General features: G+C 65.7%; 16 protein-coding genes. 8 read left to right on the top strand and 8 right to left on the bottom strand.

Annotated features, from left to right (window positions below; all coding sequences use genetic code 11):
* The first annotated feature begins 13 nt into the window (after nucleotides 1-13).
* Genes VVT58_RS09135 through VVT58_RS09125 form a run of 3 tightly spaced genes read left to right on the top strand, consistent with a single transcriptional unit; the run spans nucleotide 14 to nucleotide 3,765 of the window.
* The gene (locus tag VVT58_RS09135; RefSeq protein WP_327752699.1) at nucleotides 14-1,648 is read left to right on the top strand and encodes a beta-3-deoxy-D-manno-oct-2-ulosonic acid transferase; all 1,635 of its coding nucleotides are present in this window, start codon (nucleotides 14-16) and stop codon (nucleotides 1,646-1,648) included.
* A complete protein-coding gene (locus VVT58_RS09130; protein WP_327752700.1) occupies nucleotides 1,641-2,924 on the top strand; it encodes a capsular biosynthesis protein in 1,284 nt (427 codons plus the stop codon). Before VVT58_RS09135 ends, VVT58_RS09130 begins: the two co-directional genes overlap by 8 nt.
* 1 nt (nucleotide 2,925) lies before the next feature.
* Nucleotides 2,926-3,765 (top strand): aminoglycoside phosphotransferase family protein, encoded by an 840-nt coding sequence (locus tag VVT58_RS09125; protein WP_327752701.1) that lies wholly within the window; start codon nucleotides 2,926-2,928, stop codon nucleotides 3,763-3,765.
* Here the strand turns inward: VVT58_RS09125 and VVT58_RS09120 are convergent.
* Nucleotides 3,752-4,360: an ATP-binding cassette domain-containing protein gene (locus VVT58_RS09120; protein ID WP_327752702.1), complete on the bottom strand. Its 609-nt coding sequence runs from the start codon at nucleotides 4,358-4,360 to the stop codon at nucleotides 3,752-3,754. The two genes, VVT58_RS09125 and VVT58_RS09120, sit on opposite strands and share 14 nt — an antisense overlap.
* Nucleotides 4,350-5,048 carry a molybdate ABC transporter permease subunit gene (modB, locus tag VVT58_RS09115; RefSeq protein WP_066555314.1) on the bottom strand — a complete coding sequence of 233 codons (699 nt, stop codon included), beginning with the start codon at nucleotides 5,046-5,048 and terminating at the stop codon, nucleotides 4,350-4,352. The genes VVT58_RS09120 and modB overlap by 11 nt, the downstream gene beginning before the upstream one ends.
* A 110-nt stretch (nucleotides 5,049-5,158) precedes the next feature.
* On the opposite strand from modB, the gene VVT58_RS09110 reads away from it, so the two are divergent.
* Entirely contained in the window at nucleotides 5,159-5,905 is a 747-nt protein-coding gene (locus tag VVT58_RS09110; RefSeq protein WP_327752703.1) for an HAD-IIB family hydrolase, read from the top strand.
* A 144-nt stretch (nucleotides 5,906-6,049) separates the two neighbouring features.
* On the opposite strand, the gene modA is transcribed toward VVT58_RS09110, so the two are convergent.
* Entirely contained in the window at nucleotides 6,050-6,823 is a 774-nt protein-coding gene (gene modA, locus VVT58_RS09105) for a molybdate ABC transporter substrate-binding protein (RefSeq protein ID WP_327752704.1), read from the bottom strand.
* Nucleotides 6,824-6,928: 105 nt separating this feature from the next.
* Between modA and VVT58_RS09100 the strand changes: the two genes are divergently transcribed.
* On the top strand, nucleotides 6,929-8,596 hold the full coding sequence (locus VVT58_RS09100) for a molybdopterin-dependent oxidoreductase (protein WP_327752705.1): 1,668 nt from the start codon (nucleotides 6,929-6,931) through the stop codon (nucleotides 8,594-8,596).
* Here VVT58_RS09100 and VVT58_RS09095 read toward each other — a convergent pair.
* Nucleotides 8,584-9,759 carry a glycosyltransferase gene (locus tag VVT58_RS09095; protein WP_066555324.1) on the bottom strand — a complete coding sequence of 392 codons (1,176 nt, stop codon included), beginning with the start codon at nucleotides 9,757-9,759 and terminating at the stop codon, nucleotides 8,584-8,586. The two genes, VVT58_RS09100 and VVT58_RS09095, sit on opposite strands and share 13 nt — an antisense overlap.
* Before the next feature lie 70 nt (nucleotides 9,760-9,829).
* Entirely contained in the window at nucleotides 9,830-10,393 is a 564-nt protein-coding gene (locus tag VVT58_RS09090) for a helix-turn-helix transcriptional regulator (protein WP_327752706.1), read from the bottom strand.
* A gap of 99 nt (nucleotides 10,394-10,492) precedes the next feature.
* Here VVT58_RS09090 and VVT58_RS09085 point away from each other — a divergent pair, with 99 nt between their 5' ends.
* A complete protein-coding gene (locus tag VVT58_RS09085) occupies nucleotides 10,493-10,948 on the top strand; it encodes a DUF6456 domain-containing protein (protein ID WP_327752707.1) in 456 nt (151 codons plus the stop codon).
* Between the two features lie 145 nt (nucleotides 10,949-11,093).
* Here the strand turns inward: VVT58_RS09085 and VVT58_RS09080 are convergent, their stop codons facing one another.
* Together VVT58_RS09080 and VVT58_RS09075 are read right to left on the bottom strand one after the other, a co-directional pair.
* Entirely contained in the window at nucleotides 11,094-11,540 is a 447-nt protein-coding gene (locus VVT58_RS09080) for an NfeD family protein (RefSeq protein ID WP_327752708.1), read from the bottom strand.
* Nucleotides 11,537-12,508: an SPFH domain-containing protein gene (locus VVT58_RS09075; protein WP_066555334.1), complete on the bottom strand. Its 972-nt coding sequence runs from the start codon at nucleotides 12,506-12,508 to the stop codon at nucleotides 11,537-11,539. The genes VVT58_RS09080 and VVT58_RS09075 overlap by 4 nt, the downstream gene beginning before the upstream one ends.
* An 80-nt stretch (nucleotides 12,509-12,588) precedes the next feature.
* Between VVT58_RS09075 and VVT58_RS09070 the strand changes: the two genes are divergently transcribed.
* Nucleotides 12,589-13,404 (top strand): CoA ester lyase, encoded by an 816-nt coding sequence (locus VVT58_RS09070; protein ID WP_327752709.1) that lies wholly within the window; start codon nucleotides 12,589-12,591, stop codon nucleotides 13,402-13,404.
* Between the two features lie 426 nt (nucleotides 13,405-13,830).
* Nucleotides 13,831-14,580, top strand: a complete 750-nt coding sequence (locus tag VVT58_RS09065; RefSeq protein ID WP_327752710.1) for a hypothetical protein — start codon at nucleotides 13,831-13,833, stop codon at nucleotides 14,578-14,580.
* Nucleotides 14,581-14,827: 247 nt separating this feature from the next.
* On the opposite strand, the gene VVT58_RS09060 is transcribed toward VVT58_RS09065, so the two are convergent.
* Nucleotides 14,828-15,421, bottom strand: coding sequence for a YdeI/OmpD-associated family protein (locus VVT58_RS09060; RefSeq protein ID WP_327752711.1), 594 nt, complete (start codon nucleotides 15,419-15,421; stop codon nucleotides 14,828-14,830).
* Nucleotides 15,422-15,425 lie beyond the last annotated feature (4 nt).

Here is a 15,425-nt window from a genome sequence, read left to right as displayed (position 1 = left end):
GACGGCTTTTCACGTGAACGCGCCAGCTTTTCTGCGCTCTCCACCCTTTCCGGGAATCAAGTCCGCGACCGCCGCGATCAGCCATCCACGGCAGATCGGGGATGCGCCTGTCGCGGTGGCCGACGCCGTGCTGGAGGCCATGGCCGAGGCGCGGGTGGGCGGCGCTTTCTGGGGCCACAGGCCGGAAGGGATCAGGCTGGTGGCGCGGGAGGGAATAGCCGTGCCGCAAGAAGCGCTGGAAGGTCTTTCCCCGCAGGAAATCGGCCTGGTTGGCGGCGGTCGGCACGGGAATGGCGTTGCGGGGCGTGATCTTCCGTGGCCCGTCGACCTTTGGACGGTGATTGCCGGTGCGCGATCGGTGCATGCGGCGGCGGATGATGAACTGGCGATCATCGCCGGTTTGCTGGGCGTGCCGGTCTATGGGCCTGATCAGCGGCCGGTCGCGGCGGTGGTGTTGCGGGAGGCGGCCCGGTCGGCCGTGGCGGCGGCCCGCTATCGCGATTGTTTCAGCGGCGAGCCGGTCGATGCCCTGCATGCCGTGGCGCAGCTTGCCGATTGGCGGCGGCATCTTGATGGCAATCACGGCATTGCGGCGGCCAGCGGCATGGCCTTTTGGAAGCGGGAGGCGATCCGTCATTTCCTCTGGGATGGGGTTCGCTCGCCCCCTTTCCTGTCGGCGGAAAAGGGCGTGCGGCGGGCGATCAGGCAAGGCGGCGCGCTGGCGGTCTGGCCCTCCCGCGTGCCGTCCGCCGCGATGGACGAAGCGCGACGGCAGGGCGTGACCGTCGCCAAGGTCGAGGACGGCTTTTTGCGCTCGAAGGGGCTGGGCGCGGCGCTGCATCCGCCGGGGTCGGTGGTGGTCGACCGATCGGGCATCTATTATGATGCGTGCTTTCCCAGCGACATGGAAAAGCTGTTGGCGACCCATGCTTTCACTCCGGCGCTGGAGCGGCGGGCGGCGCGCCTGCGGGCCATGATCCGGGCTTCGGGCGTCACCAAATATGGCAAGGATATGGGCCAGATGATCGATCTGCCCCTGGGCCGCCGGACGATATTGGCCGTGGGGCAGGTCGAGGATGATCTGTCGGTCGAATATGGCGGCGCGGGCGTGACGGGCAATCTGGACCTGTTGCAGCGGGTGCGCGCCGCTGAGCCGGACGCTTTCATCGTCTATCGCCCGCATCCCGACGTGCAGGCCGGGCTGCGCAAAGGCCATCTGAGCGACGCTACGGTGCTGGCGGAGGCCGACGCCATCGACACCGGATCGCCGCTGATGGCGCTGGTGCAGGCGGTGGACGAGGTGCATGTGCTTTCCTCCCTCACCGGGTTCGAGGCGCTGATGCGCGACCGGCCGGTGACGGTCCATGGCATGCCTTTTTATGCGGGCTGGGGGCTGACCCGCGATCTTGCCGCGCCCAATGGACGGCGCGGGCGTCGACTCACCCTGGATCAGCTTGTCGCGGGCGCCTTGATTCTCTATCCACGGTATCTGGACCCGGTCACTCGCCTGCCTTGCGGACCTGAAATCATGGTGGAGCGTTTGGCAAGCGGGGCGCCGTCGCCCATGTCATGGCTAATCCGGCTGCGCACTTTACAGGGGAAGTTGCAGAGATTTATGACCTTGTCCGCCGAGTATTTTCATGGTTGACGCGTCCGCCAAAACCTTCCTGTTTCTTCAGGGACCGCATGGCCCCTATTTCGCGATGCTGGCCGATGCGCTGCGGGCGCGGGGGCACCGGGCGCTGCGGATCAACATCAATGGCGGCGACAAGGTCGACTGGCCGGGCGAGGGCGCGACCGACTATCGGGGAACCTTCCGCAACTGGCCGCTCTTCTTCGACGATCATATCGTCAACCATGGCGTGACCGACCTGATCCTCTATGGCGACTGTCGGCCCTATCATGCCTCCGCGCACAAGATGGCGCAGCTGCGCAACCTGCGCGTCCATGTGGTGGAGGAAGGCTATATCCGTCCCGATTTCCTGACGCTGCAGGAAGATGGGGTGAACGGCAATTCGACCCTGCCGCTCGATCCCGAATGGTTTCTGGAGCAGGCGAAGAGCCTGCCGCCCGAGGAGAACGGGCTGGAGCCGCAAATCCCCTCCACCTTCCGCCAGCGCGCCTTCAACACCGGGCGCAACGGCGTGGCGTCGGCGCTGATGCGGCCGGCCTTTCCCTTCTATCGGACGCACCGGCCCAACAGCTTCCTCTGGGAAACGGTGGGCTGGTTCAAGAAGCTGAACCTGCGTCAGAACGAGCGCCGCAAGTCGCGGGAGGAATGGGCGAAGGTCAAGGACCGGCCCTATTTCGCTTTGCCGCTGCAACTGGATTCCGATTATCAGATTCGGGTCCATTCGCCCTTCGGCACGATGCGGGCGGCGCTGCGTTTCGTGATCAAGAGCTTTGCCGCCCATGCCCCGGCCAATACCGCGCTGGTGGTGAAGCGCCATCCGCTCGATCCGGGGCTGGTGGCCTGGGGGCGGCTGACGCGGCGGCTGGCGGCGCAATATGGCGTCGGCGACCGCGTCCTCTATCTGGCGGACTGGGACATTGCCGAAGTGGTCGGCCAATCGCTGGGCGTGGTGACGGTCAACAGCACGGTGGGGACGCTGGCGCTGAATGAGGGCAAGCCCGTCGTCGTGCTGGGCCATGCGGTCTACAAGGTGCCGGGCGTGGTGCACAAACGGTCGCTGGACGAATTCTGGTCCGCGCCGGGGGCGCCCGACATGGCGCTCTATTCGGCCTTCCGCCGCGTGCTGATCGATCGTTGTTTGATCCGGGGCGGATTGCTGAGCGAGGAAGGGTTGCGCCTGCTGGTCGAGAATGCGGTCGAGCGGTTGACCCGCAGACCGCCGGCGCAGGCACCCGTCCGGCGAGGACCGGTGGTCCATGATCTGAACAGCGCCCGCACTGCCGTTCGTTAGAATGGCGGTGTCGCCGCCGACGCTTTCCGGGATAGTGGAGGATAATCTGGCGACCCTGGCGTCGGGCGCCAGCGCGCGGGTTTGCCGCGTCGGGGAGCGTTTTGTCGTCAAGATCTTCCACGCCGCCGTGTCGGAGGAGATGATCGACCGCGAATTCGCCGCTGCGACGCTGGCGGCGGATTGCGGCATCGCCGTCGCCCGGCCGGTCGAGTCCTTGCGGCTGAGGGCGGGGCGGGCGATCCTCTATCCGGAGATTGAGGGGCCGACGATGATGCGCCAACTGCGCGTGCGTCCGCTGCGCAGCGGCGCGATGCTGCGCGACATGGCGGCATTCCATCGGCGGATTCACGACTGCCCGGCGCCGGGGTTGCGGTCGCTGCGGGACGTGTTGCGGACGGACATCGTCTACGGACCTGCGGATGCGGCCTTGCAGCAGGCGGCGCTTCGCCTGCTGGATAGGCTGCCCGATGGCGACCGGCTGTTGCATGGCGATTTTCACGTCAAGAATATCCTGATGACGGACAGCGGGGCGGTCGCGATCGACTGGTCGAAGGCGGCGCAGGGGGCGGTCACGCCGGATATAGTGCGCACGGAAATGCTGATGCGCTTTGGCGAGGGGCCGCAGGATTGGCTGACCAACAGGGCGCGGGACTGGGCGGCGCGATGCTATGCGGATCATTATCGTCGCCTTGCGCCCGGTCATTTTGCCCAGGTGGCGGAGTGGCGGGCCGTGGTTGGGCTGGCCTGGCTGCGCGCGCGGGCGTCGGTGCGGCGGAAGGCTTTTCTGGCCTATCTCAATCGTGCGTTGGCGGAGGTGGGCTTGCCGCTCATAGCGGGATGATGTGATCGGCCAGCCGTTCGACTTCCGCACGGTCGTGGCTGACATAGAGCATCGGCATGGCAAGGTCGTGCTTCATCCGCTCGATCACGGTCAGGATTTCCTCCCGCCGGGCCGGATCGAGCGAGGAAAGCGGTTCGTCCAGCAGCAGGAAACTGGGGCCGGACAGTAGTGTCCGCCCGATCGCGACGCGTTGCGCTTCGCCGCCTGAAAGCGTGGCGGGCCAGCGATCGAGCAAATGGCCGATGCCCAGGAAATCGAGTACCGCCTCGAAGGACAAGGGTGCATCGCCATGCCGACCGTAGAGCAGGTTGGCGCGCACCCGCATATGCGGGAAGAGGCGTCCGTCCTGGAAGACATAGCCTGCCCGGCGTTGGGGGGCAGGAATATTGATGGCGGCGCTGCTGTCGAACAGCGTTTCGCCTGCGACTGCTATCCGGCCGCGATCCGGCGTGATGATGCCCGCGACCATGTTGAGGATGCTGGTCTTGCCCGCGCCGGATGGGCCGAAGAGGGCGACGAGGCCTGCGCCCGCATGGGCATGCAGGATGATGTGGCGTTCACCGATGCGGTGGTCGATCTCGATATCAAAGGACATGGTTGGTCCTTCCGCCGCCAGCCCGGCGGGCGAGCGCTTCGGAGGCGACCAGCGCGGCCAGCGACAGCAGGATCGAGATGACGGCAAGGCGCGTCACCGCCGTTTCCGCGCCGGGCATTTGCAGGGCGGAATAGATGGCGATGGGCAAGGTGCGGGTTTCGCCGGGGACATCGGACACGAAGGTGATCGTCGCGCCGAATTCCCCGATGGAACGGGCAAAGCCGAGCACGAGTCCGGCCAGCACGCCCGGCAGCGCCAGGGGCAGGGAAATGGTGAAGAAGACGCGCCGTCGCTTGGCTCCCAGGGTCTGGGCGGCTTGCTCCAGCCGCCGGTCGATGCCCTCGATCGATAGCCGCATGGCGCGCACCATCAGCGGCATCGCCATGATCGCGGAGGCGAGCGCGGCGCCGGTCCATCGGAACATGAAGCTGACGCCCAGCGCCTGTTCGAACAGCCTGCCAAGCGGCCCGTTCGCGCCGAACAGCAGCAGCAGCAGCCATCCGGTCACGACCGGCGGCACGACCAGCGGCAGGTGCACGAGGGCGTCGACGAGCAGCTTGCCGGGAAAGCGCGACCGGGCGAGCAGCCAGGCCAGCGCGAAAGAGACCGGCAGCATCAGCCCGACCGCGACCAGGCTGACCCGGAGCGACAGCGTAACGATGCCCCATTCTTCGGGAGAGAGGATCATGCCGCCCTCTTTCTAGCAGGATCGTGGAAAATACCAGCCTTCGTCATGGGCATTGCATCGTTCCGGCTCACAGGGCAAATCCGCAGCCTGTCCCTTCTGGAGCTTCCCGCATGAAATCCTTGATTGCCTTCGACCTCGATGGAACCCTTGCCGAGAGCAAGCAGCCGCTGGGCGAGGCGATGGGGGAAGCGTTGGCAAGACTGCTGGAGGTCGCGCATGTCGCGGTGATCTCCGGCGGCGACTGGCCGCAGTTCGACAAGCAGGTGGCGAGCCGACTGCCGGAACGGGCCGATCGTTCGCGCCTGTGGCTGATGCCGACGACCGGGACGAAGCTCTATACCCATGGCGATGGCGGTTGGCGCCCGGTCTATGCCGAATTGTTCGATGAGGCGCAGAAACAGGCGATCCTGGCGGCGTTCGACGCTTCGCTGGAAGCGACGGGCTTCGTGCCGGAACAGGTGTGGGGCGAGCGGATCGAGGATCGCGGCAGCCAGATCACTTTCTCCGCCCTTGGCCAGCAGGCGCCGATCCACGCCAAGGAAGTGTGGGATCCCGATTTCGCCAAGCGCAAGGTGATTCAGGCGGATCTGCGGGATCGCTTGCCGGGCCTGTCGATCAACATGGGCGGGGCGACCTCCATCGACATCACGCGGGAGGGGGTGGACAAGGCCTATGGTCTGAAGAAGCTGCGCTACGCGAGCGGGATCGCGCTGGACGCGATGATGTTCATTGGGGATGCGATCTTCCCCGGCGGGAATGATTATCCGGCGAAGCAATTGGGGCTGGATACGGTGCGGGTGCGCGATCCGCAGGAGACTCTGGCGGTGATCGACGCGATTGTGGCCTGTCAGAAATAAAGCACCACCAATTCCCCTCCCGCAGGCGGGAGGGGTTAGGGGTGGGGGCGAGCGAAGCGAGCTTCTGCCCTGTCCGGTTTGAATTGCCGCTGGCGCGGCATGCCCACCCCCGGCCCCTCCCGCCTGCGGGAGGGGAGAGGAGGGTCAAGGGCGGCTGAAACCGTAGCGGGCGAAGATGCTCTGTCCGGACCGCGACAGCAGGAAGCGGCGAAAAGCTTCGGCCTCCGGGTTCCGGCTCGCGCTCAGCCGTGCGATGGGATAGCGGATCGGCGCATGGCTGCCTGCCGGGAAAATGCCGACCACGACCACGTCCTTCGATGCGCGAGCATCCGTCGCATAGACGATGCCCAGCCGCGCCTCGCCGCGTTCCACCAGGGTCAGGGCCGAGCGGACATTGTCGCCTAGCGCCAGACGGTTCGCGACGCTGGGCCAGACGCCCAGCGCGGTGAGCGCCGCCTTTCCATATTTGCCTGCGGGCACGCTGTCGGGATTGGCCATGGCGAGCCGGGAATCGCCCAGCGCTCTGGCGATCGGCATGCCCCGCGCTATGCGCAGCCGCAGCGGCGCCCGCGCCGGGGCGACCAGCACCAGCCGGTTGCCCGCCATGTCGGCTCGGGTGCCGCGCTGGAGCAATCCCGCCTTTTCGACATCGTCCATCCAGTCTTCATCCGCGGACACGAACAGGTCGGCGGGCGCGCCGCTCCTGATCTGGCGGGCGAGGGCGGAGGAGGCGGCGAAGGACAGGACAGGCCGGGCATGGCGCCGCGCCGCCCAGGCATCGGCGGCGGCGTTCATCGCCTCCTGCATGCTGGCGGCGGCCAGCACCAGCGGACCGCGCTGCTGCGCCATGGCCGGGGCAAGCAGTATATGAAAGAATATAGCGACGAACGTAGCGGCGCGGAGAATCACTTTCGACATGGCTTTGCTTCTGCCAGCTTCGCGCCCTTTTGTCTTGGTCCGCCATCGGTTAAGCGGAGTTTATGACGTTTCGTCCGACCCTGCCGGTCCAGGCCTGATCGCATCGTGGCGGTCGTTCGTTCGCTTTGCGGCCAATGCGGCGTGGGATGCGGCATCCGGGCCGTGACCGGCGAGGGGCGCGAGGCTCGCATCGAAGGCGATCCCGTGCATCCTGCCAATAGCGGCCTGCTCTGCACCCGCAGCGAGGCGCTGAAGGACATGCTCGCTCTGGACGGCCGATTGCTGCGGCCGATGGTGGATGGCCGGGCGGTCGGATGGGATCGGGCCATCGATCAGGCCACGCGCCGGCTTGCCAGCGTCATTGCGCGGCATGGTCCCGGCAGCGTGGCGATGCATGTGCCGGGCGGCCTGCTGACCGAGGATTATTATGTCGCCAACAAGCTGATGAAGGGCTTCATCGGCTCCGCCCATATCGATGCGCCCGCCAGCGCGGCGGGCGGCATGGCGGCGGCGCAGCGTGCCGCCTTTGGCGAGGATGTGATGCCTGCCGCCTATGAGGATCTGGCGCAGGCGGACATGCTGCTGCTGGTGGGGGAAGCGACTGCGCGCCGTCATCCGGTGCTGCATGAGCGCATTGCCGAGGCGCGGGCGGAGCAGGGTGCGCGCCTTGTCCTGATCGCGCGCACGGACGAGGGGCAGGAGGTCGAGGCCGATGAGCGCCTGACCGTCGCGCCGGGCAGCGAGGCGGCGCTGCTGAGCGGGTTGCTGCTGCATTGCTACGATCATGGCGTGCTGGACCGGGATTTTCTGAATCGGAATCTGCTCGTGCCGCCGGACTTTTGGGTGGGCCTGCGCCGGGGGCATGATCTCTGGTCGGTGGCGCGGGCCTGCGGGTTGGCGCCGGGGGAAGTGCGCGGCTTTTATGAGCGGGTGGCGGTCATGCCCCGGCTGGTGACGCTGTTCAGCCCGCATGGCGCGGGGGAGGCAGGGCAGCGCCTGTCGGCCGCCATCCTCAATTTCCATCTGGCGACCGGCCGGATCGGCAAGCCGTGCGCGGCGCCCTTTGCGGTGACGGATGCCGCCAATGGCATGGGCGCGCGCGAAGTCGGATGCCGGGCCGGTGAACTGGCCGCGCACCGGGACTTTTCGATCGAGGCCTTGGCGCAGGTCGGCCGCTTCTGGGGCGCGGCCGCGCTGGCGGACAGGCCGGGATTGTCAGGCGCCGCGCTGGCCGACGCGATCGAGGCGGGACGCATCAAGGCGTTGCTGATGCCGGGCGGCTTGCCGTCGGCTTCGCATCCGATCCGTGGCCTGCTGGAGCAGGTGCCGCTCATCATCCTGACCACGCCGTGGAACGAGCCGGAAGTGGAGACGCTGCGCATGATCGCGCTTCCTGCCCCGGTATGGATCGAAAAGGACGGGACGTTGACCGGCGCCGACCGGCTGATCAGCCGGCAGCGGTGGCTATTCCCGTTGCCCGGAGAGGCCAAGCCCGACTGGTGGATCATGACCCGGATCGCCCAGGCCATGGGCTGGCGCGATGCCTTTCATTATGAGCGGCCCGCGGAAATCTATCGCGAGCATGTGCGGCTGACCGCTTATCGCAATGAGGGGGCGCGGCTGCTGAACCTCAAACGGCATGCGCCTATTTCCAACCCCGCTTATGATGAGCTGACGCCGTGGCGTTGGGGGGAAGTGCCGTTTGATGAAGGGCGCTTTCCCACGCCGGATGGGAAAGCGCGCTTGGTCGCCTTCTGGGATCAGGATTCCTGACCGGCGATCGTGCGCAGATGCTCCAGCAGCGCGTCGCCATTGGCGGCCCAGGTGAAGCGCAGCGCGGTTTCGCGCACCGCTTCCCGTTCGGGCGGGTTGACCAATATGTCGCTGATGGCGGCGGCCAGGGCTTCGGGTTGGCGGGCGACGATCTGTCCCGCTTCGGGCCGGTCGAGCAGTTCGCGCGCGCCGCCGACGTCGCTGATCACGATCGGCGTGCCGCAGGCCAGCGCCTCCACCCAGGCATTGGCCAGGCCTTCGGACGAGGATGGCAGCGCCATGACGTCGGCGGCGGCATAGATGCGCGGCAGCCGGTCATGCGGCACGGACCCCAGGAAGCCGATGCGCCGGTCGACGCCCAGTTCCTCGGCCTGTTTCTCCAGTGCGCGGCGATATTGCCCCTGACCCGCGAACAGCAGCGTGACGCCGGGCAGTTGCGGCAACGCCTGCACCAGCAATTCCTGCCCCTTGCGCGGGATGAGCGCGCCGACGCACAGCACCACCGGCCCTTCGAAGCCCAGGCTTTCCTTCGCCGCCGCCTGGTCGGTCAGTTCGAATCGGTCCAGGTCGACGCCGGTATAATGGACGCGGATCTTGTCTGCATCGATGCCCATGCGCGCCATCGACCGGCGCATCGCGTCGGACACGGAGAGCAGCCCGGCGGCGTCTTCGGCTGCGCGCTGCACCATTTTCCGCGTGCCCCGGCGCATGCCCCAATAATGGATGTCGGCGCCGCGAGCCTTTACCGAATAGGGAATGCCCAGAGCGCGGGAAAGCCGCTGCGCCACCGGGCCGTCGGGGAAGAAGAAGCTGGCGTCGATGACGTCGAAAGGCTGCTGCGCATGCAGGCGCCTGACCAGCGGCAGGATGGCGCGGGTCATGCTGTGGACGTTGAAGCGCCCGCCGAATTTGGGAATGATCGGAAAGACCGGGCGATGGACGGTCAGATCCTTCCACCGTTCCTTGGCGGGCAAGGCGCGCAGGGCGGCATAGCGCTTCGCCTTCGACAGCGGCCAGGGCGGGATGCCCAGCGGCGCGACGACCGTGACCTGGACGCCGTCCCGGCTCGCCAGCTCCCGAGCCTGCCGTTCCACGAAGACGCCGAAATTGGGACGGCTCATGTCCGGGAACAGGGTCGACAGCATCAGGACGTTCAGCGTCATCGCATCTTCCTAACGGGTAGCTTCGCGTCAACCATGGTCAAGGTAGGGTTAAGGATGAAATCGCCTTTGTCTACAGTCGTCTCACCAGTTGGACCGCCACGGCGCCCCAAGGTGGGTCACTTATCACCTGCTGGCGCGTGCCGCTGCCCAAAGGAAGGATGTGCAGCCGGTCGTCCTCGCGCCCGATCAGTCGCCCGAACAGAAAGCGTCCGGCATGGCGCGGCAGCAGCAGGTCGCGGTTGAGCACGCTGGAAAATTCGTCCGGCATGATGCGGCGGCACCAGATTTCATCACCGCTGCGGTAATCCCCGATGCTGCCCGATACCTGAACGCCGACCATCGCATCGACGGGCGCTGGCGGGGGAAGGGAGAGGGGCCGGGTCGGCGCGCGGGCGCCCTCCGGCCCCAGCAATGCGGCGACCGGCACGACATTCTGGCCGGGCAGGGCGACCAGTTCGGAAGAGGCGACGTCCAATGCCCTGGCGATGCGGTTCAGCCAGTTGACCGATACGGTTCGGGTGCCGGTTTCCAGCCGGCCGATGGTCTGGGCGGTGGTCGGGGGAACGCATAACGCGCCGACCTGCTCCAACGTCAGTCCCTTGGCTTTGCGTACCTCCCGGATGCGGGTGATCATATCTCGTCCTGTTTTTTACCTATTTGGTTTTTATGCTTTCCTACAAACTGATGGGCGTGGCAAGTCCCCTTGCATCCAGTTCCAGTAGGGAGACGCGCCATGGCCGTGCAATTTGTCGAACAGATCATAGAGGATCCCTTCGGTCGGGCGCAGAAGGTGGCGGTCAATCTGCACGAATCGCCGCTCGCCTGGCTGCATGCGCGGGGGCATTTGAGCGAGCGGCATTATCTCGCCGGGGACAGGCTGCGCGCTGATTGGGAAAAGGCGGGGCTGGGGCCGCGAATCACCATGCGCTGGGATGCGGCGCCGGGGCAGCGGCAGGGCAGAGGCGCGGGGACGGTCGAGCCGGGCCTTGCGCAACTGTCTGCGCGGGAACGGTTCGACGGCGCGATCCGCGCGGCGGGGCCGGGACTGGCCGATGTGCTGTGGCGCGTCGTTTGCGCGGGCGAAGGGCTGGTCGCGGCGGAAAAGGCGCTGGGCTGGCCGAGTCGCGCGGGCAAACTGGTGCTGACGCTGGCGCTGGATCGAGTGGCGGGGTGGTATCGGGTGGGGTAGGTGAGGCGGGTTTTGGCCGTTCCACACCTAGAGCATCGTGCGGAAAAGTGGGAACCGGTTTTCCGCTTAAAACGATGCGACAACAAGGAATTAGAGCGCGCGCCCTGCGTCCGATTTAGCGCAGCGCGCTCTATAACCGCTGCTCTCAGACCAGCTCTACCTTCAACTCCGATGCCTCCGCTCCGATCACCCTGACCCTCGTCCCGACCGGCGCGTCGGGACCACGGCAGGACCAGACGCTGTCCCCCACCTTCACCCGCCCATGCCCATTGTCGATCGGTTCGACGACGGTGACGATCTCTCCCACCAGCCGCGCCGTGCGGTCGTTGAGCAGCGGATCCTGCGAATCCACCGGATTGGCGGTGTACCAGCGCCGCCCGCCCCACACCGATACCAAGCAGAGGCCCGCGAAAAGCAGCAACTGGAGAGGCACGGAGATCGGGAAGGCGAGGGCCACCAGGCCCGTCACCGCGGCGGCCAGCGCGACCCAGATCAGAAACACGCCGGGTATCAGAACCTCGGCCACGCCGAGCAGCGCGGCGAAGACCAGCCAGCCCCAATGATCGTCCAGCATGGCGAGCCAGTCGGTCATGCCTGCCCCTGCCCGAACGGGCCGCGGCGCGGCGGCGCGGCAGGGGGTGGAGGCGGCGTGATTTCCCCCAATGCCTCCTTCGCCAGCGCGCCGATGCCGCCCAAAGTGCCGATCAACTGGGTCGCCTCGACCGGGAAGAGGATCGTCTTGGCATTGGGCGAGGTGGCGAACTGGCTCACCGCCTCGACATATTTCTGGGCGATGAAATAGTTGATCGCCTGCGCATTGCCATTCGCGATGGCGTCGGACACCATCTGCGTCGCCTTGGCTTCTGCCTCCGCCTCGCGTTCGCGGGCTTCGGCGTCGCGGAAGGCGGCTTCGCGGCGGCCTTCCGCCTCCAATATCTGGCTCTGCTTCTGGCCTTCGGCCTTCAGGATTTCCGAGGCGCGCAGGCCTTCCGATTCCAGGATGAGGGCGCGCTTCTCACGCTCGGCCTTCATCTGGCGGCCCATGGCGTTGACGATGTCGGCGGGCGGGCGAATGTCCTTCAATTCGACGCGGGTGATCTTGATGCCCCAGGCATTGGTGGCGTGATCGACCACCGACAGCAGGCGGGCGTTGATCTCGTCGCGCTTGGAGAGGGTTTCGTCGAGGTCCATCGACCCCATCACCGTGCGCAGGTTGGTGGTCGCGAGCTGCATGATCGCGACATAGAGTTCCGACACCTCATAGGCCGCCTTGGCCGCGTCCAGCACCTGGAAGAACACGACGCCGTCGACCGAGACCATGGCATTGTCCTTGGTGATGATCTCCTGCCCCGGAATGTCGACCACCTGTTCCATCATGTTGATCTTCCGCCCCACCGCATAGAAGAAGGCGGGATAGAAATTGAGGCCGGGGCGCGCGACTTCCGTGAAGCGGCCGAAGCGTTCGATGGTATATTGATAGCCCTGGCGCACGACCTTGACGCTCACCGCCAGATAAAACAGCACCAGGAATGTCACCGTCAGTGCGAATGTCGTCAGCATCGCTGCTTCCCCCCTGAAATCCGCTTGGACTATGACGTGAAATCATGAATGGGAAAAGGCAAAGTGATAGGAGTTTCATCATGTTGTTGCGCCACGCCCGATCGCTGCTGTTCCTGCCCGCGTCGAACCCCCGCGCCATCGCCAAGGCGCGGACCCTGCCCTGCGACATGGTGATCCTGGATCTGGAGGATGCGGTGCCCGACGACCGCAAGGAAGAGGCGCTGGCCAATGCGGTCGAAGCCGTGGCGGAGGGCTTTGGCGGGCGTCTCTGCGCGGTGCGCATCAATGTCGAGGGCGCGCCATCGCATGGGCGGGAGATGGTGGCGCTCAAGGCGTCCGCCGCTGACTATGTCGTGCTGCCCAAGGTGGAAAATCCGCGCCAGGTGAAGAATGTGTTCAGCGTCTGCCAGAAGCCGGTGATCGCGATGATCGAAAGCGCCGCCGGCGTCGTTGCGGCGCAGGCGATCGCGGCGGCGGAGGGCTGCGAGGGGCTGTTCATGGGGAATAACGACCTGCGGCAGGATCTGGGAATTCCGCCGTCGGCCGGGCGGGACGGTCTGGCGCTGTCGCTGCAATCAGTCATCCTGGCGGCGCGCGCGGCCCGGATCGCGGCGTTCGACGGGGTGTTCAACCGGCTGGACGACGAGACCGGATTCGAAAGCGAATGCGCGGCGGGGCATATTCTGGGCTTTGACGGCAAGACGCTGATTCATCCCAGCCAGGTGCCGGTCGCCAATCAGGTATTCGGTCCCGATCCCCAGGCGGTGGCGGATGCGCGGCGGTTGATCGAGGCGGCGACCGGCGGCGCCGAGCGTTTCGAGGGCCGCATGATCGAAAGCATGCATGTCGAGGAAGCCAAGGCGCTGATCGCCAGGGCCGAGGTGGTGACGGCCTAGGCGGCGTGGACAAGTCCGGAGTGGGGGAATGGCCCATTGCGGTCATTCTCAGCCGTTAAGCGCATCGTGCTCCTGCGAAGGCAGGAGCCCAGCCTTGCCCTAGTGGATCATCGCACCGTCTGAACTGGGCTCCTGCCTTCGCAGGAGCGCGGAATATGTTCCGGCTCGGTATGTCCGCCTCCCACACAAATCGGTTAGTCTGGCGGTCCCAGATTTATCCAAGCCGCCGGGCGACGAAAATATCCGGACGGATAATGGCCATTTGATAGCAGGAGATCGACGAAAGGGCGTAATTCCGCGATGTTTCCGGATGCGTCATAAATGTCACTGTCAACAAATAATTAATGGCATTTTTATGGCAAAATGTTAATGTTCGATCTGCGGGGTCCAGCCGATTCTGCGAGGTCCATCATGTCTAGGTTGAGGATGGCGGCGGGTGCCGCCAGTTGTTTCGTTGCGCTCTTTTTGGGCGGTGCTGCGTCTGCGGGGGAGGCACAGTGCTGGCAGCCTTATGAAGTGGAAGCGGCACGAGTCAGGGATTTACAGATCATGTTGATGCTGGGATCGCTGAAGTGCCGGTCGACGAATGGTGAAATAACGGCGAAATACGATAAGTTTAATGAAAGAATGGGAAGCGCCGATAAATATAATAGTGCGTTGAAGCTGCGCTTCATGCGAGAAAATGGCATAGCTGACGGGCAGCGTGCTTATGATGATTTTATAACCAGGCTGGCCAATAGTCATAGCGATGGCGTCCAATCCGCGGGTTTCTGCCAAATGGCCGATACGCTGCTGACCTTGGCGACCAATGCCGGTGAGAATGAACTTCCGATGCTGGCTCGGAATTTCTCGGACAAACCGGCGGGGGTTGGCGATGTCTGTGAACTGAAGACCGCTGCTGCGCCGGCTCCGGCCGTAGTTGCTGCGGACGCAGTGCAAGCGGCGCCGCCGGTCAGTGATCCGGTGACACCGACAGCGGCAGTGGCGGAGACGGCAGCGCCGCCGCCGGTTACGCCGCAATCCGCTGCGGCGGCGCTGGAGGCGGCTGCTGTCGCGCTTCAGTCGGCTGCGGCGAGCCTCAAGACCCAGTCCGGTGCACCGGCCAACGCGGCGACAAAGGATGCCGCGTTGGACGCTCAGCCGACGCTGGTGGCGGTGGCGAAGCCTGTAAGCTGAGAGTTGGAGAGGTGCCGCGCCTTTGGGGGAGCGCGGCATGGGGGTAATCAGGCCCCGGAGCGCTTTTTAGTCCCCGCTGCGTTCCCTTGGACTCCAACTCCGGCTTGCCGGTCTGGATAAGGTAGCGAGCCTTGCGCTGAGCGGTATTGATCGGGCGTGGGCCGTGAATTCTGCGGTGGGTCGACATCGATGATGGCGGCCGGATTCATTCTCATCCGTGGACAGGACAGTTTGTCCTGCCTGATGTTCAGCGCTTTTCATATTTCCAGTTGCGGCCCTTGCCCTCCGCGATCCATTCCACCGCTTGGGTGATGCGCTTGTCGCGCGTCTCGTCGGTCCGGGCATCATTGATCCATTCGCAATAGTCCCGGGTCTTGCCGGGCGTGAACTTTGCCCAGATGGCGGCCGCAGCCGGATTGGCGTCGATGGCGGTGGCGAAGTCGGGATGCAGCGGGAGCGGCGCACGCGGCGCCTTCGGGCCGCTGCGCGGCTTGTCGCCCGCGTCGATCAACGCCATGGCCTTGGCCAGCAAAGCGGTGATGTCCGTGTCGGCGGGCAGGTCGCTCAGGCTTTCGATCCGGCCGAACTGACCCATGGCTTCTTCGCTGGCGCTCTCCGGCTTCACCTTGTCATGCCAGAAGCCGAAGGCGACATGGCGCTGGAAGCTGGCCATGTTGCAGAGATTCCGATCCCGATAGGTGAAGAAGGGCATGCCCCATTTCACCGCCTCCGCAATATCGGGGGAGGCGGCGTGGACCAGGGCGCGCAAATGGGTGAGGATAGGCCGGGCGAAATCGGCCTGCTTCGCGATATAGGCGTCGATGCGGGGATCGCCCGCCATCGCC

This window comes from Sphingobium sp. SJ10-10, from assembly GCF_036038995.2.
Taxonomy (GTDB): domain Bacteria; phylum Pseudomonadota; class Alphaproteobacteria; order Sphingomonadales; family Sphingomonadaceae; genus Sphingobium.
The sequence above is the reverse complement of the archived record's forward strand: the minus strand, read 5'-3'. Positions and strand labels throughout refer to the sequence as shown.

Excerpts from the sequence above, each read along its gene's own strand:
- modB (WP_066555314.1), bottom strand. The coding sequence starts at position 5,048 with ATGATCCTCTCTCCCGAAGAATGGGGCATCGTTACGCTGTCGCTCCGG.
- VVT58_RS09090 (WP_327752706.1), bottom strand. The coding sequence starts at position 10,393 with ATGATCACCCGCATCCGGGAGGTACGCAAAGCCAAGGGACTGACGTTG.
- VVT58_RS09070 (WP_327752709.1), top strand. The coding sequence starts at position 12,589 with ATGTTGTTGCGCCACGCCCGATCGCTGCTGTTCCTGCCCGCGTCGAAC.
- modA (WP_327752704.1), bottom strand. The coding sequence starts at position 6,823 with ATGTCGAAAGTGATTCTCCGCGCCGCTACGTTCGTCGCTATATTCTTT.
- VVT58_RS09110 (WP_327752703.1), top strand. The coding sequence starts at position 5,159 with ATGAAATCCTTGATTGCCTTCGACCTCGATGGAACCCTTGCCGAGAGC.
- VVT58_RS09125 (WP_327752701.1), top strand. The coding sequence starts at position 2,926 with ATGGCGGTGTCGCCGCCGACGCTTTCCGGGATAGTGGAGGATAATCTG.
- VVT58_RS09060 (WP_327752711.1), bottom strand. The coding sequence starts at position 15,421 with ATGGCGGGCGATCCCCGCATCGACGCCTATATCGCGAAGCAGGCCGAT.
- VVT58_RS09075 (WP_066555334.1), bottom strand. The coding sequence starts at position 12,508 with ATGCTGACGACATTCGCACTGACGGTGACATTCCTGGTGCTGTTTTAT.
- VVT58_RS09085 (WP_327752707.1), top strand. The coding sequence starts at position 10,493 with ATGGCCGTGCAATTTGTCGAACAGATCATAGAGGATCCCTTCGGTCGG.
- VVT58_RS09095 (WP_066555324.1), bottom strand. The coding sequence starts at position 9,759 with ATGACGCTGAACGTCCTGATGCTGTCGACCCTGTTCCCGGACATGAGC.
- VVT58_RS09130 (WP_327752700.1), top strand. The coding sequence starts at position 1,641 with ATGGTTGACGCGTCCGCCAAAACCTTCCTGTTTCTTCAGGGACCGCAT.
- VVT58_RS09120 (WP_327752702.1), bottom strand. The coding sequence starts at position 4,360 with ATGTCCTTTGATATCGAGATCGACCACCGCATCGGTGAACGCCACATC.
- VVT58_RS09080 (WP_327752708.1), bottom strand. The coding sequence starts at position 11,540 with ATGACCGACTGGCTCGCCATGCTGGACGATCATTGGGGCTGGCTGGTC.
- VVT58_RS09065 (WP_327752710.1), top strand. The coding sequence starts at position 13,831 with ATGGCGGCGGGTGCCGCCAGTTGTTTCGTTGCGCTCTTTTTGGGCGGT.